Below are 14,556 nucleotides of genomic sequence, written 5' to 3'. Positions count from 1 at the left end.
GGCCAGAGCCGTGGATTCGCAAGGCAATGCCTCGGCTTGGCAGACGATGAGCAATCCGGCGGTTGGCACAGATTTTATAGTTATTTCCGGCTCCTCTAATGTCCTTTTTTTACCAGGCGCTGAAGGAAGCCGATTATATAAACATGATTATAACGGCGGTACCACAAAACTTTGGGAGCCGAGTGGAAACAATAATCAGATAGAAAATCTTTCTTTGAATTCTGTTGGCATTCCCGACAGAGAGGATATTTACACTCGCGATGTTATTGATAATGCTTATTTTCCGATTAAGGGCGATATTTATAAATCATTTTTGGATCAATTAGATTCAATGAAAAATACCGAGCATATAATCAACGATTATTCAGTAGTTCCTTATGATTGGCGTCTTTCCATAGACGATCTTGTGAACAATGGCAACAAACTATCTAATGGGCGAATATATTATTCGGGCACGCTTGCGCAAACTTCAACCCCGTATATCATCAAAGAATTGCGCCGATTGGCGGCTGGATCAAAAACCGGCAAGGTGACGATTGTGGCTCATTCAATGGGCGGCCTTGTTACTAAGGAATTAACTGATAAACTCGGACCTGAAGCCTCAAGCTTGATTGATAAGATTATTTTTGTGGCCGTGCCTCAAACTGGAACGCCAAAGGCAATCGGTGCTTTGCTGCACGGTTTTGATATGGCCCTTCCCGCAAGCTGGCTTTCAACTTTTGGCATTTCAAATTCAGCTATACGCACGTTAGGGCAAAATATGCCAAGTGCTTTTAATCTTCTCCCTTCTTTGTCTTATTTTAATTCCGTTAATGATTCGGTGATAACTTTTGACAACAGTCCAATGTTAGCTCCTTGGCGAGAAAAATACGGCGCGGAGATTAGTTCTGCGGGAACGATGCATGATTTTCTTACCGATCAATCGCGTGAAATTTTGCCAACTGAAAATAATATTTTTTCTCCTCCAGTACTTAACGAATTTTTATTAAACAAATCAGAAGCATTTCATAATACTTATGATAGTTGGACTCCTCCGGCCGGAGTTGAGTTGACTGAGATTGCCGGTTGGGGCGTTGATACAATAAAAACAATTGAGTATTATCGGGGATGGGATTCGCATTGTAGCTTATCGTCATCGTTTCCTTTTGTTGGCTGCGTTGCGGTAGAATCATTAAAATATCGTCCAGAAACAGTTCTTGATGGCGATGACACGGTTCTTACGCCCAGTGCTTTGTGGACGCCGGAATCGGCGAGTACAAAGAGGTATTTTGTTGATTTAAGAAGTTATAATAATAAACAAACACTTATGACTAGCCGCTCGCACGGAAATATTCTTGAAGTTCCCCAACTTCGAACGTTTATTCAAAATATAATAACAAATAGTACGGACCAGTTGCCTCAATATATTTCTATGACTGCCCCAGAGAATGCTGATCAGGAAACCAGGCTTTATTTCATTCTTCATTCCCCGTTATCTCTTGATTTATATGACGACCAAGGCAATCATACTGGCTTATCAAGTTCCACGAATATTCATGAAGAAAATATCCCCGGTAGCAGTTATCAAGAATTTGGCGAAGTTAAGTTTATCAGTGCTCCAGCATCAGCCAATCTCCATTTAGTAATGAAAGGGCAGGATAATGGTTCATTCACTCTTGATGTGAATGAGGTTAGAGGTAACGAAACTATCAGTACTACGACCTTTGCCGCTGTTCCGGTTTTGACTGGCGCCATAGCCACTCTTGATATTCCTAAAGATGGGGGAGTGGCAAATATTTCACCATTATCTGTTGATGAAAATGGCGATGGCGTTTCAGATATCACGCTGGCGTCTAAGCCGGGCGAAGTCGTTATTCCTGATTTTGTTCCTCCTGTAACAACCGCTTCTGTTTCTGGTGTAGCTGGATTGAAGGGTTGGTATGTATCTGACGCGACAATATCGTTTACAGCCACAGATAGCGATACCGGAGTAAAACAAACCTTTTATTCCCTTAACAATGGAGTGACCTATAATAACTATACTGCGCCATTTAAGATGTCAGCGGAAGGAACTACGAGCGTATTGTATTATTCCTTTGATAATCAAGAAAATAAGGAGGAAATCAAAAAGTTATTAATTAAAATTGATAAAACCGCACCGGAACCGAAAATTTCCATTGATCCGCCAACCAAAGATTTGAAAGTTGAAGGATTTGATAATTTGAGTCAAACTATAGTTTCCAAGTCCTCGAACATTTATACTATTACCGACGAGGCTGGCAATACCACGAAATTATTCTTTCAAAAAACTTTCGCGGGCAAATCGTTGACCATCGCCAAACTTACCGGCGTTCAGTATAATGCGGGCTCAATTATCAACCTTCCAAATTCATCCTTTGTTTATCTTTGGAATCCTTTGAATAGCACGGTCTTAAGTCAGACTATTGTTGTGAATAAAACTTATGCCATTGAAGCGGTCTATGATAGCAAGAAAAACCAGACCACGGTGTTATTGAAAGAAAAAGGTTCAGCTATCCAAAAGAAAATATTCACCGGGTTTCATGCCAGCAAATTAATTTTGAACAAAGGCGTGGTTGGGTATGAACTATAAATATTTATTATAATTTTAAATCTATGAAAATGACAAAAAAGAAAGCGTTTTTAATTTCATTAGTAGCAGTGATAACTTGGTTTTTGTTAAGAAGTGATGAACTGTTGACTTTTTTGTGTGGGAAAGGAAAGCTTAGTTGCCAAGATAATTTTTATTATTTTAGTTATTATTTTTTGTTATTTATGCCAATTTTATTGTTCTCTATATTAACTTATTTTATAAAAGAAGAAGTGTTTAAAGTATGGCTCAAATTTACTTACTGGTATTTTTTGATTTATATTCTGGCAATACTGTTTTTGTCTGATATGGGCGGTGGCGGTGGTTATTTGATAGGGCACATGGATTCTAAATTTTTCGCTGTAACTTTATCGGGATTGTATGTAATTATTTCTTTTTTCTTAGTTCTCCTCCTTTTTCCTCTAAAAGCTTCTAAAAAATAGTTTAAATGGGTATGAAAAAAATACAAAAAATTTGGTTGGGCGTGTTTTGTGCAATGTTTTTGATACCGGAGCTGCTATGGAATCCGGTGGCCAGCACATTTGCTTTTTTACTTCGTCTTACACCCGAATTATATCAATTAAGAAGTAATTTTTTGTTAAACTACAGAGGCGAATTCGAGGGTTTATTTATGATGATATTCGGAATAGTTTTTATTATCCAGTTCATTGGAATTTTGGGAATTTTAATTATTTTAATTAAAAAAAGTGTTAAATTTAAGTTCAAGATTTTGGCAGTTTTTACGACATTGATAATTTTATTAGCTACGGCAATATCAACACTCCTTTATATTAGTATTATTTTTGGAGGCCCACTTTTTTCAATGATGGGATAGAATGTATGAAAATGACAAAAAAGAAAGTGTTTTTTATTTCGCTAGCAATGACGGTAATCAATCTTTTATTAATAGGTGGAAATAAAACACTTGATTTCTGGTGTGGAGAAAATAATTATGATTGTCGTTCAAACCTTCTTTATTTTAGTGCTTATCTCTTATTATTCTTACCTATTCTATTGTTCTCCGCGATAACTTATTTTATAAAAGAGGAAGTGTTCAGGGCATGGTTAAAGTTTACTTGCAGGTATCTTCCCATTTATCTCCTGGCAATACCGCTTTTATCAGGTATGGGTGGTGGCGGAGGTTATTTAATTGGTCCAATTGGTTCCGGGTTTATTGCTGCAAGTTTATCGGGACTTTATACAATTATTTCTTTTTTCTTGGTTCTCCTTCTTTTTCCTCTAAAAGCTTCTAAAAAGTAGTTCAATTTAAGAAAATGACAAAGTTAAAAGTAATTTTTAAGTTCATTGATAGTTTTAGGCATTGGCCTGTTTCTCCGAGGCTTTGAATTGACAATTTTTCTCCCATCTGTCAGAATAATATGAAATTGGAATTAATTAACCAATATTATTCACGCTCATTTTTTCAAGGGAGGAATCGATGCCAGTCGAAGAGCTAACCAGAATACCCGAGGCACGGATCAGGTGGTATTACGAGAATTTCAACTTTTTGCCGGAAAATTTTCCTATTCCGGAAGATTTCAAGGAATTCTGTCTTAAAGTCAGGCAGACCAGAGAGATGCTCAAACAATTGAAGAATAAAAACAGGGGCTTTTTCCTCAATCTGCACAACGATCAGACGTCTTTCGATCAACTGTCTGAAGATTTCTGGGACCCGAATTTAGTCTTGAATGCGGCGGTTTACTTTTATCGCGAAATTCACGAAACGAAAATCGCCGTCATGCTTGTGGAAAGGATTTTCCGGCCGGCGGAAAAATTCCTGAAATAGCCCGAATCCCCATTGCTACAGCAACCTTCTCCTGAAGGTTGTTTTTTTAAGCTAAAATCCGCATTTTCTGGGAATAAGCAGCAATTTTTGTCAGTTGACTTTTGCCATTTTTTAGACGATAATAAATAGACAAATAGCATCATTATGAAATTAGCGATCAATAAAAAACGATTGAACTTAAATCCCGACATCTTCTTGCGCAAGGTCGGCTATGCCCATATCCATGATTCGGTGACCGGACACGACAGCTATGTCCGGCGTTTTAGCCGGGATTTTTATCCGCGCTTCCATATGTATTTTGAAGATCTCGATGACCGGGTGGTTTTCAATTTGCATCTTGACCAGAAAAAAGCGAGCTACGAAGGCGCGCATATGCACAATGCCGAATATGACAGCGAACTGGTGGGCAATGAGATTGAAAGATTGAAAGGATTCTTGATCGAAGATTCGAGCGCCGAGGGCTTGTCAATCGATAAGCCGGAAGAATCGCCCGACAGAACTTTCGCCGGCATCGGCAACAAGGATTTCCGTGATGAACCGGTTAGGCCGAAAGAGAAGAAAAGTTGGTTGAGAAAGATATTCGGAAATTAGAAATTCGAAATTGGAAATTTGAAATTATGGGAAATTCCAAATTTATTAAATTAAATGATTTGCGGATTTATCAATTGTCCAGAGAATTATCATCTCGCGCTTGGGTTGTCTACGAACAATTAGATTGGAGAATTAAAAAAACAATGGGCGACCAGTTCATCGATTCTATTGATTCGATTGGCGCAAATATTGCCGAAGGATATTTCAGATTTCACTATTTAGATAAGATAAAATTTTATTATAATGCCAGAGGATCGCATGCCGAGGCAATTATGCATTGGCTGAGTTTACTGAAAGAAAGAAAATTCGTTTGCGAAAATGATTTTAATGAGATGGTAAAAATCTCTCAGGAATTAGCGCCAAGGCTAAATAATCACATTAGCTCAACTTATCAGGCAAAAAAAGACAATAAGTAAATTTCCAATTTCTAATTTCCAATTTCAATTTTTTTTAATATGCAGATTTCCGAAGAAATAAAATCTAAATTGGATATCGTCGATGTCATCAGAGAATACGTCCCGAACCTTAAAGCGGTTGGGGTGAATTTTTCCGCGCTCTCGCCGTTCAAGCGGGAAAAAACCCCGTCGTTCATCGTTTCGCCGGAAAAACAGATCTGGCATTGTTTCTCCACCGACAAAGGCGGAGATATTTTTTCTTTTATCATGGAAATGGAAGGCGTGACTTTTGTCGAAGCGTTGAGAATTTTGGCACCCAAAGCCGGCGTGCAGTTGAAGCGGGAAAATCCGGAAATATCTTCCAAGCGCAACCGTTTGCTGGATATCATGGAAACGGCGGCAATTTTCTATCATCAAACTTTTTTGGAATCGCCTCTGGCTGCCGCGGCTCGCGAATATATTTATCAGAAAAGGGGACTCACCGAAAAAACCGTGATGGATTGGCAGATCGGCTATTCGCCGGATTCCTGGGACGATCTTTTGAATGTTTTGAAAAAGAAAGGCTATACCGAATTGGAAATCAATGCCGCCGGCCTGGCGATAAAGAAAGAAGGCCGCAACAGTTTTTATAATCGTTTTCGCGGCCGAATCATGTTTCCGATCAATGATATCAACGGTAACACCGTGGCGTTTACGGCGCGCGTTTCGCCGGAACGCGAGGCGACCGAGCAGATGGGCAAATACATCAACAGTCCGGAAACAATGTTGTATTCCAAGAGCCGTGTCGTGTTTGGTTTGGACAAAGCCAAAATGGAGATTAAAAGCCAGGGTTACGCCATTGTGGTTGAAGGTCAGATGGATTGCATTTCCTGTCATCAAGCCGGATTTAAAAATGTCGTCGCTTCTTCGGGCACGGCTTTTACCGCCGAGCAATTAAAATTGTTAAAAAGATATTCCAATAATCTCTCGCTTTCTTTTGATATGGATGATGCCGGACAATTGGCCGCCGATCGCGGCATCCGCGAAGCTTTCGCCGCCGAGATGAATATCAAAGTGATCACCATTCCCGAAGGCAAAGATCCGGACGAACTGATCCGCCGCGACATTGAAGCCTGGAAAAAAGCGGTCCGCGAGGCCAAGCACGTGATGCAATATTATTTCGATAAAATTTTTGCCGCTTATAATATTGAGGAATCCGAAGGCAAGCGCGAAGCCGCGCGCCGCATCTTGCCGATTATCGCCCGCTTGCCCGACCGCATCGAGCAGGATCATTGGTTGCGAAAATTAGCGGAAAAATTGCAGGTCGGAGAAACAGCTTTGCGGGAAACTTTGGTGGCGAATCAGGCTAAAGTAAAAAAGCCTTTTGCCGCGCCGGCCATTGCCGCCGAGGCCGCGCCCCGCCGCGAAACTCGCGAAGAAAAACTTTCGCAAAATTTGCTGGCGCTGACCATCAAATTTCCTTCTTTTTTCGATTATATCGTCAACCGCTTGAATCTTGATCATATTTTCGGCGCTGACAATAAAACGTTTTACAGAAACTTGATAATTTATTATAATGATAATATCAGCAAAGCGGATAATGTCAGCAAGGAAATCAACTATCAAGAGTTTAGAAATTGGCTATCAAGCCAAAATGACGGCCTAGGCAACGATGGCCTATTTCGGTTATTGGAAAAAATTGTCATTCTTGGCGATAAGGACTTTTACGGCTTGGAGGAGGACAAAGCCAAGAATGAAATCATCCGCGTCATCATCGCCTTGAAAGAAAATTATTTATCAACGCGGCGTCGCGAGATCAGCCGTTTGATCGAGCAATTGGAAAACGAAGGGCAAGTGGAGGAAGCGGAAAAATTAATGTCCGAATTGACCAGGCTGTCCGAAGAAAACGCGGAAAATAACGCGGAGTTGGAAAACATATAACATGGGAGCATGAGAACATGGAGCATAGAGCAATATTTTTTTGTCATCCTGAACGGAGCTCCGCCAGCCGGCGGAGCGGAGTGAAGGATCTATTATCCGAGAAACTCGTATAATAACTTTAAAAATTTTTGTCGAAGAAGTTTGTGATTCCTGCAAAATAGATCCCTCTCCGCCCGGGGCGGATCGGGATGACAAAAGGGTGAGATTCTGACAAGACCAACAAGATAGTTCGTTTCCGTCTTAAGTGTTTGTAGTATTCGCGTATAATTTGTAGTATTCGCATTATATGCCCGAGCCATTTATAAAAGTTTAATATAAAAAATGAAACAACGCGCCAAGAAGAAAAACCAAGCGGCGAGAAAAGCGGCGGCGAAGCCTTCCAAAAGGGCTTTAAAGAAAAAGCTTTATCGCGAAAAGTTTCGGCATAAAAAGTGGCATAAGCATCACGAGAAAAAACCGGCGGCGGAAGTGATGATCATGCCCGCGCCGAACCCGGAGCAAGTGAAAAATTTATTAGATAAAGGCCGGCTGCGCGGTTTTTTGACCGAGACGGAAATTTTGCATTTGTTCTCCAATGTCGAGGATTATGTCTATGATTATGAACTTTTTTTGGAAGCTTTGCAGGACAACGGCATCCAGATTATTGAAGATACGGGTAAGATTTTGGATTTTGCCGATTTGACGCCGTCCAAAAAAGGCGACAAGAAAGGCGACAAAAGAGAAAAAAGAACATCAATGCTGGCGCCGACCGTCGATCTGTCCAAGTTAAGTTCGGATTCGATCCAGATGTATCTGAAAGAGATCGGCCGCGTGCCGCTTTTAACCACCGAAGAAGAAGTTGAGCTGGCCAAGCGCAAAGAAAGAGGGGACAGGCAGGCGGAAAGAAAATTGATCGAAGCTAATTTGCGTTTAGTCGTTTCAATCGCCAAAAAATTCGCCGGCGCCAAAGGATTATCTTTATTGGACCTGATCCAGGAAGGCAATATCGGTTTGTTCCGCGCCGTGGAAAAATTCGAATATCGCAAAGGCTATAAATTTTCCACTTACGCGACCTGGTGGATCAGGCAGGCGATCACCCGCGCTCTGGCCGATCAATCCCGCACGATCCGCATTCCCGTGCATATGGTGGAGACGATCAATAAATTCCAGCAAGTCGAGCGCCGCCTGGTGCAGGATCTTGGCCGCGAACCTTTGCCGGAAGAGATTGCCGCGGAAATGAACGAAGAATTGGACAAGATCAAATATATCATGAAGATTTCGCAGGATACGATCTCGCTGGAAACTTCGGTCGGCGATGAAGACGAAGATTCGGTGCTGGAAGATTTTATCGAAGACGTAAAGAATGTCGCGCCTGACCGTTCGGCCGCTTTGAAACTGCTTAAGGATTACGTGAAAAATATCGTGGCCAATCTGGCTCCGCGAGAACAGAAAATCCTGGAAATGCGCTTCGGTCTGACCGATGGCGTGGCGCATACCCTGGAAGAAGTCGGCCAGGAATTCGACGTTACCCGCGAGCGCATCCGCCAGATCGAAGCCAAAGCTCTGGAAAAGATCAAGAAAGACGTCTCGATCAAAAAATTGCGTGATTATTAATTTCATTTATAACCCATTGTCCTTTATCAAGGAGGTGAATCGTGCCCGGCTCATATTGGGATCAAACCGATCGTTATTTGAAAGAAAATGGCAAGGGTCCGGATTGTCCGACGTGTCATGAAGAGATGGTTCCCGCGGACGATCATGGTCGTTTCACTTGCATTAGCTGTGGAGGTAATTTTGATGCGGTATTGGGCATGCCATTGTCGGCGCCAAGGATTCCGCAAATCGACACGTCCCGCTTTTCTGACGAAGAGAAGGCAAAAATTCCTGCAATTCACCGATTGCGCGATATTCCCACCGCAGCCGAAAGGAACGTTCTTTCCTTTTTACTTCGCGGACCCGAGGCGATGAATGAACCGGGATACGATGCGGCGCGTCAGGCTTTGCAGAAAGAACAAAACCGATAGTAAAAATTCCGGGATGGAGAGGTTAATTTTCAACCTCTCCATCCGCTTCTTGCCATCGTAAATTTTACCTAAAAAATTAAGCTCATGAAACGAAATCTTTTTGATATTTCCGCGCAGATCTTCATCCCTTTTTTCACGATTGCCGGCTATTTGGCCATCTCGTTCAAGCTTCCCCAGTGGGGTTTGATCTTGAATCTGGCCGCCCAGCCGTTTTGGATCTATTCCACCTGGAAAGCTTACAAGAATGCCGGTCAAATCGGCATTTTAATCAATACCGTAATTCTTACCATGATCATCGCTTTTGGGGTGGTGAATTATTGGTTTATGGGAAAAGTATGAAAAATTTTTTAATTCTTATTATCGCCGCGGCGATTTTGGCGCCGGCGGCCGCTCACGCTTTTTCTTTCGTTGACGTGATGAATTTGGGAAAAAAAATATTTCATCAAGACGTTCAGCCGAGTCCGGTCGAAGTAAAAAAGGAATTGACCGCGGAAGCGGCGCAACTTTCCACCTTAAGCGCGGAAAATAAATTAAAGAATTGGGAAAAAGCTTATCTTGACCGCGATGTTTCGAGAGTTTTTTCCGACAGCCGCAATTTATATTTTACCGAAGCGGAAATTAATTATTTGATCGCCCAAGAATTAGCCTCGGCCACCGATCCGGTGGCTCACGACGTGGCCGTCGGCTTTTCCGATAATTTGATCAAAGTTTCCGGGTATTCGTTGGTGAAGAATTTTACCGGCCAGTTTTATCTGGAAGCCAAGATTGTCACCGTCGCCGGAAGGATAAATTTTCAGGTGGCCAAAGCCCGCTATCACAATTTTTATTTTCCGGCCTGGCTCGCCCAAACCTTATTGCGCAATCAAGCCAAATCAATGCTTGATTTTCTTTACTCCAGCCCCGATCATCAGAACTTGACCGCTACGGCCGGCAGCGGTTTTATCGAATTAAATTATAATAAATAATTTTATGCCGACGCTCAAATCATTACAAAAAGAATTGGATGAATTAAAACGTCAAAACCGGTTGATCATTGATTCCTTGAAAACTTTGACGGCGGGGTATAATAATGATGCTCAACTAACGCAAGTGATCCAGGAAGTTGAATCACGGCGGGAGGCGAAGATCGCCGCAGTGCCGGAAGAAAAAATTGAACCGGCGGTTCCGGCCGAGAAAAAAATGAATGAAGCCGGCTTGGAAGAAAAGATCGGCAAAAAATGGTTTGCCTTTATCGGAATTTTTGCCTTGGTCGTCGGTATCGGTTTTTTTGTCAAATACTTAAGCGACAATGGTTTTTTGGGCCCGGTAGCGAGGATGACCATGGGTTTTATCGCCGGAATTTCTTTGATCGTGATCGGGGAAATCGCGTCTCGGCGGCAAAGATACGCCAAATGGGGAAAGGTTCTGGTCGGCGGCGGTTTAGCGGCGATTTATTTTTTGGTTTATGCCGCTTATAATTTCACCGAGTATCGCCAGGCGATCGGGATCACCCAGGGCTGGGATATTTTTTTCTTAGGTATTGTCGCCCTGATAACCGTCGGCTTTTCGCTTAAGGATAATCTGCAAATTGTCGCCGCGGAAGCTTTCATGCTCGGCTTGTTCACTTGTCTGTTAAGTTCTGATTTCGGGTATTTGATGCTGGTTTACAATTTATTCTTGGCCGTAGCGATGGCAGCGGTGGTTGTTTATAAAAAATGGCCGTTGCTTGGCTTGGCCGCGATTTTCGGCACCTTCATCATTTATTTTGTTTGGCGCCAAGATAATAATGATTTTTCGGTCGGCGCGATGTTCCTCGGCGCCTATTTCCTTTGTTATATTCTCCAGTCGGCGTTCGTCGCCCGCCAAGATAAAAATCCGCAGATCGAGAATCGGGTGATTATTTCCGGCTTGGCTAATTCAATTTTATTTTTCTTTGCCGGCTTGGAGCTGGTTGAGTATTTTTATCCGGCCTATGACGCCGTTTTTTGCCTGGGCTTGTCGATCTTTCATCTTGCCTGTTGCGCGATTGCCTATTTTTCCGGCCGCAAAAAAATTTCCCAAGTCTATTTTTATCTCGGCGCGGCCTTTCTGGCCATCGCCATTCCGTTGTATTTTGAAAAAAGTTTGATCACCATCACTTGGTCGATCCTGGCCTTGGTTCTTTTGGCGTCATATCTCAAAACAAATTACCGGCCGATGGAATATTTTTATTATTGTTTGAGTTTTGTCATCGGCTGGAGAATATTATTGTTCGATTCCCGGCTGGGTTCTTTTTCCTGGGATAACTTGGGCGACAGCGCCAGGGCTTTGTCGTTTTGTTCGGCCGCGATTTGTTTTTATCTGGGTTATTTTTTGATCGCTCGAGCCCGGGAAAAAATTTCCGCCGGCTTCGAAGAATTGGTGCCGTATTTTTACGCGATTTTGCCGACTTTTATTTTGGCCATCCTGCCGCTTCTGGAAGGCGGAGACAATTCCCAATTTTTGACTATTTATTGGTCAGCGCTTTTTGCCGTTCTGCTGGCAATTTCCGCGGTTAAAAGATTTGCCGAGTTCAGGACGGTGGCTTTGATCGTTGGTTTGGCGATTTTCGCGAAGATGCTTTTTTATGATTTGATTTTCATGGACGGGTTTAGCCATGTGGCGGAAGAATGGAGGCTGTTAGCTTATTTGATCGGCATCGTTCTTCTTTATGCCGGCTATATCCTTAATTTGCGGCAAAAGGAATTATTATCAGCGGCTATGAAAAAATTACCAGTCATTTATAGCTGGCTGGGAGTCGGAGCGCTGTTCATTATGCTCTGGCTGGAGCTTTCCGGCTATTGGATCTCCGTGGGTTGGGCGATCTTGGCTTTAGCTTTGGTTTTGCTGGGATTTGTTTGGAATAAACGGGAATTGCGCTATCAGGGGATTGCTGTTTTGGCCGTGACGATTTTCAAAGTTTTTCTTTATGATACGAGCAAGCTGGAAAGCATTTATCGCACCATTTCCTTCATGGTTTTGGGTGTGATCCTCCTGGCCGCTTCGTTCCTGTATAACAAATATAAAGAGAAAATAAAACGGATTTTATAAAAAGTATTGACTATTGCTTGGTTTTCTATATAATATAGTTAAACCGCCTATTTGGGGACTGTCGTCAGACGCCCTTTTCGGCATAAAATTCCAAATTTTGGAACTTTTTTTATTAAATTTTTTAGCCAATGAACCACATTGCCTGAAAAATTTTCTAAAAAAATTTCTCAAAATTATGAAATTTTCTATCCGAAAGCGCATCTGACGATAGTCCCTTTGGCAGTTTTAATTTCACTTTTACAATTTAGATTTTTACTGTAAACTGCAATTTTTCCCGGGTAGCGCAGCGGTAGCGCAGCTCGCTGTTAACGAGTTGGTCGTCGGTTCGAATCCGACCCCGGGAGCATTTCTGTACACGCCTTCGGCGTGAGGGGCCTTTCTTTTCCGCCCGCAGGGCGGAAGGGGGCAAAATTTGTTTTAAAATAAAGAATTTTCCAAGCTTCCTTCGGTTCAATAATGACTTCCCCTTCCTTCAAGGCGAGGTTCGAGCCGATTTTTCCGAGAAAACCTCCCTTCGCCGGGAGGTTTTCGCTTAAAGCGATGATTCCGGCTTGTTTCGCGTCTAAAATAAACTTTTCTGCCTGTTCGAGCCAATGATAGGGCTTGGCGGAAAAACTCTTTGATTTTTCGTTTAAGCTTGTTTTTAAATTGATAAATTCTTCTTTTTTAGTGAGGTATTCGGCTTTGTCCAGCGTGCCGTCTAAATGCGCGTCCAAAAGTTTATTTAACTTTTCGCTGATGGCGTTAATTTCTGGTTCAAGTTTTTTCCGCCAAGCCTCCGCGCCTTGGGTTTCTTCGGCTTTTTCTAATTCCAATATTTTAATCATCTCATTAGCCCAAGGCGCGCTCAAGGAAGATTTTTGAAGAATGCCGGAAATGCTATCGGCCAATTTTTCTTCTCTGATATATTTCTGCGAGCAAACGCCTTTCTTTTTCGTACAGCGATAATAGATATGTCCTTTTTGCACTTCCGAAGTTATGGTGCATCCGCACTCGCCGCATTTTAAAAGACCTCTGAAGGCGTGCAGATGCCCCAGCTTGCGTTTTTTTGGCCGTGATTTATCCTTCATCACTTTTTGGCATTCTTCAAAAATTTTCCTTGAGATCATTGGCCTATGCTTGCCCTCGTGCAATTCGCCGTTGTATTTGAAAGCGCCGTAATAGCAAGGATTAGATAAAGCCAGCTGAATGGTGGAGCAGGAGAGAATATTTCCAGCTCTGCTTAACAGTCCGGCGGAAATAGTTAACTCCCGCAAATCCCGCAAAGAATATTTTCTCGTTGAATAATCAACAAATATTTTCTTTACTTGCTTAAATCGTTTCGGATCAGGAATTAAAGTATGTGTCCGCAAATCGTTCAAATATCCAAGAGGCGCCAATCCGGGCATTTCACCACGCCGTAGTTTTTGCCTCAAACCCCGCTTAACGTTCTCGCTTAAGTTATCCACAAAGTATTTTGACTGCCCAAAGGCGATATTGAGCATGAATTTGCCTTGCGGGGTGGGCTCAAACCAAAATGTCGGAAACTTAAGCGCTTTGACGGCCAGTGTATCAATCAAAAATATTATCCGCCCGCCGTCTACGGAATTCCGGGCCAGCCGGTCGGGATGCCAGGCGATTATTCCGTCCGCTTCTCCAGCTTCAATCCGCGCCAGCATAGCATTAAAGACTGGCCGGCCCGGGCACTTGGCCGTCTGCGATTCAGTCAGCACGGCAACGATATCAAGGCCATCCCGCAAGGCAAATTCTTTCAATTCCGCCTCTTGGGCTTCCAAAGATAAAACTTGCTTGTCATCTTCGTCGGTTGATTTTCGCAGGTAAAGAAAATATTTCATAATTGAAAAATTAAAAATTATTCTTTGCTGGATTGATTAATAATTTAAGCCCCCGCTAAAAAGCGGGGAGCGGAAAAATCGGCTGCCCCGCAAGCGTGCGGGGCCGTAAATTAAAATTTACGCGAACCTCGCCTTGAAGGAAGGGGAAGTCATTATTGAACCGAAGGAAGCTTGGAAAATTCTTTATTTTAAAACAAATTTTGCCCCCTTCCGCCCTGCGGGCGGAAAAGAAAGGCCCCTCACGCCGAAGGCGTGTACAGAAATGCTCTCATTGTTGAACTACATCCGAACTTTTTTCAAAGAAAACCCCGACGCTGAATTTTAAAAAGGAAAAGAAAAAAAGTATCCCGCCAGGGGCGGGATGAGCAAAAAAGCATCCGGCCGAAGGCCG

The 14,556-nt window shown here is 42.6% G+C and carries 15 protein-coding genes and 1 tRNA gene; all 16 read left to right on the top strand.

The annotated features are described in order from the left end of the window. The coding region (locus tag PHE24_06350) for a hypothetical protein (protein MDD4902726.1) at positions 1-2,590 on the top strand (2,590 nt) is incomplete at its 5' end. 23 nt (positions 2,591-2,613) lie between these two features. Further along, positions 2,614-3,030, top strand: a complete 417-nt coding sequence (locus PHE24_06345) for a hypothetical protein (protein MDD4902725.1) — start codon at positions 2,614-2,616, stop codon at positions 3,028-3,030. 5 nt (positions 3,031-3,035) lie between these two features. After that, on the top strand, positions 3,036-3,422 hold the full coding sequence (locus PHE24_06340) for a hypothetical protein (protein MDD4902724.1): 387 nt from the start codon (positions 3,036-3,038) through the stop codon (positions 3,420-3,422). A gap of 5 nt (positions 3,423-3,427) precedes the next feature. Next, positions 3,428-3,847: a hypothetical protein gene (locus PHE24_06335; GenBank protein ID MDD4902723.1), complete on the top strand. Its 420-nt coding sequence runs from the start codon at positions 3,428-3,430 to the stop codon at positions 3,845-3,847. Positions 3,848-4,025: 178 nt separating this feature from the next. Next, a complete protein-coding gene (locus PHE24_06330; GenBank protein MDD4902722.1) occupies positions 4,026-4,373 on the top strand; it encodes a hypothetical protein in 348 nt (115 codons plus the stop codon). Between the two features lie 144 nt (positions 4,374-4,517). Then, positions 4,518-4,964 carry a hypothetical protein gene (locus PHE24_06325; GenBank protein MDD4902721.1) on the top strand — a complete coding sequence of 149 codons (447 nt, stop codon included), beginning with the start codon at positions 4,518-4,520 and terminating at the stop codon, positions 4,962-4,964. Next, positions 4,937-5,380: a four helix bundle protein gene (locus tag PHE24_06320; protein ID MDD4902720.1), complete on the top strand. Its 444-nt coding sequence runs from the start codon at positions 4,937-4,939 to the stop codon at positions 5,378-5,380. Before PHE24_06325 ends, PHE24_06320 begins: the two co-directional genes overlap by 28 nt. A 39-nt stretch (positions 5,381-5,419) precedes the next feature. After that, a complete protein-coding gene (dnaG, locus tag PHE24_06315; protein ID MDD4902719.1) occupies positions 5,420-7,279 on the top strand; it encodes a DNA primase in 1,860 nt (619 codons plus the stop codon). A gap of 321 nt (positions 7,280-7,600) precedes the next feature. Beyond that, positions 7,601-8,872 (top strand): sigma-70 family RNA polymerase sigma factor, encoded by a 1,272-nt coding sequence (locus PHE24_06310; GenBank protein MDD4902718.1) that lies wholly within the window; start codon positions 7,601-7,603, stop codon positions 8,870-8,872. Between the two features lie 41 nt (positions 8,873-8,913). Next, positions 8,914-9,282 carry a hypothetical protein gene (locus tag PHE24_06305; GenBank protein ID MDD4902717.1) on the top strand — a complete coding sequence of 123 codons (369 nt, stop codon included), beginning with the start codon at positions 8,914-8,916 and terminating at the stop codon, positions 9,280-9,282. Between the two features lie 84 nt (positions 9,283-9,366). After that, positions 9,367-9,621, top strand: coding sequence for a hypothetical protein (locus PHE24_06300; GenBank protein ID MDD4902716.1), 255 nt, complete (start codon positions 9,367-9,369; stop codon positions 9,619-9,621). Continuing rightward, on the top strand, positions 9,618-10,247 hold the full coding sequence (locus PHE24_06295) for a hypothetical protein (GenBank protein ID MDD4902715.1): 630 nt from the start codon (positions 9,618-9,620) through the stop codon (positions 10,245-10,247). Before PHE24_06300 ends, PHE24_06295 begins: the two co-directional genes overlap by 4 nt. A 4-nt stretch (positions 10,248-10,251) precedes the next feature. Continuing rightward, positions 10,252-12,330, top strand: a complete 2,079-nt coding sequence (locus PHE24_06290; protein MDD4902714.1) for a DUF2339 domain-containing protein — start codon at positions 10,252-10,254, stop codon at positions 12,328-12,330. Between the two features lie 272 nt (positions 12,331-12,602). After that, positions 12,603-12,674 (top strand) — tRNA-Asn (locus PHE24_06285). A 1,149-nt stretch (positions 12,675-13,823) separates the two neighbouring features. After that, positions 13,824-14,111 (top strand): hypothetical protein, encoded by a 288-nt coding sequence (locus tag PHE24_06280; GenBank protein MDD4902713.1) that lies wholly within the window; start codon positions 13,824-13,826, stop codon positions 14,109-14,111. 187 nt (positions 14,112-14,298) lie between these two features. Further along, complete coding sequence (locus PHE24_06275) at positions 14,299-14,490, top strand: hypothetical protein (GenBank protein MDD4902712.1); 192 nt, start codon at positions 14,299-14,301, stop codon at positions 14,488-14,490. Positions 14,491-14,556: the final 66 nt, after the last annotated feature.

It is taken from the genome of Patescibacteria group bacterium, assembly GCA_028707065.1.
GTDB lineage: Bacteria > Patescibacteriota > Patescibacteriia > Patescibacteriales > WJLG01 > JAQTUZ01.
This window is presented reverse-complemented; position numbering and strand designations above follow the sequence as displayed.

What these genes read in the sequence shown, in the direction of transcription:
- dnaG (MDD4902719.1), top strand. Translation starts at nt 5,420, where the DNA reads ATGCAGATTTCCGAAGAAATAAAATCTAAATTGGATATCGTCGATGTC.
- PHE24_06295 (MDD4902715.1), top strand. Translation starts at nt 9,618, where the DNA reads ATGAAAAATTTTTTAATTCTTATTATCGCCGCGGCGATTTTGGCGCCG.
- PHE24_06340 (MDD4902724.1), top strand. Translation starts at nt 3,036, where the DNA reads ATGGGTATGAAAAAAATACAAAAAATTTGGTTGGGCGTGTTTTGTGCA.
- PHE24_06290 (MDD4902714.1), top strand. Translation starts at nt 10,252, where the DNA reads ATGCCGACGCTCAAATCATTACAAAAAGAATTGGATGAATTAAAACGT.
- PHE24_06300 (MDD4902716.1), top strand. Translation starts at nt 9,367, where the DNA reads ATGAAACGAAATCTTTTTGATATTTCCGCGCAGATCTTCATCCCTTTT.
- PHE24_06325 (MDD4902721.1), top strand. Translation starts at nt 4,518, where the DNA reads ATGAAATTAGCGATCAATAAAAAACGATTGAACTTAAATCCCGACATC.
- PHE24_06330 (MDD4902722.1), top strand. Translation starts at nt 4,026, where the DNA reads ATGCCAGTCGAAGAGCTAACCAGAATACCCGAGGCACGGATCAGGTGG.
- PHE24_06345 (MDD4902725.1), top strand. Translation starts at nt 2,614, where the DNA reads ATGAAAATGACAAAAAAGAAAGCGTTTTTAATTTCATTAGTAGCAGTG.
- PHE24_06310 (MDD4902718.1), top strand. Translation starts at nt 7,601, where the DNA reads ATGAAACAACGCGCCAAGAAGAAAAACCAAGCGGCGAGAAAAGCGGCG.
- PHE24_06335 (MDD4902723.1), top strand. Translation starts at nt 3,428, where the DNA reads ATGAAAATGACAAAAAAGAAAGTGTTTTTTATTTCGCTAGCAATGACG.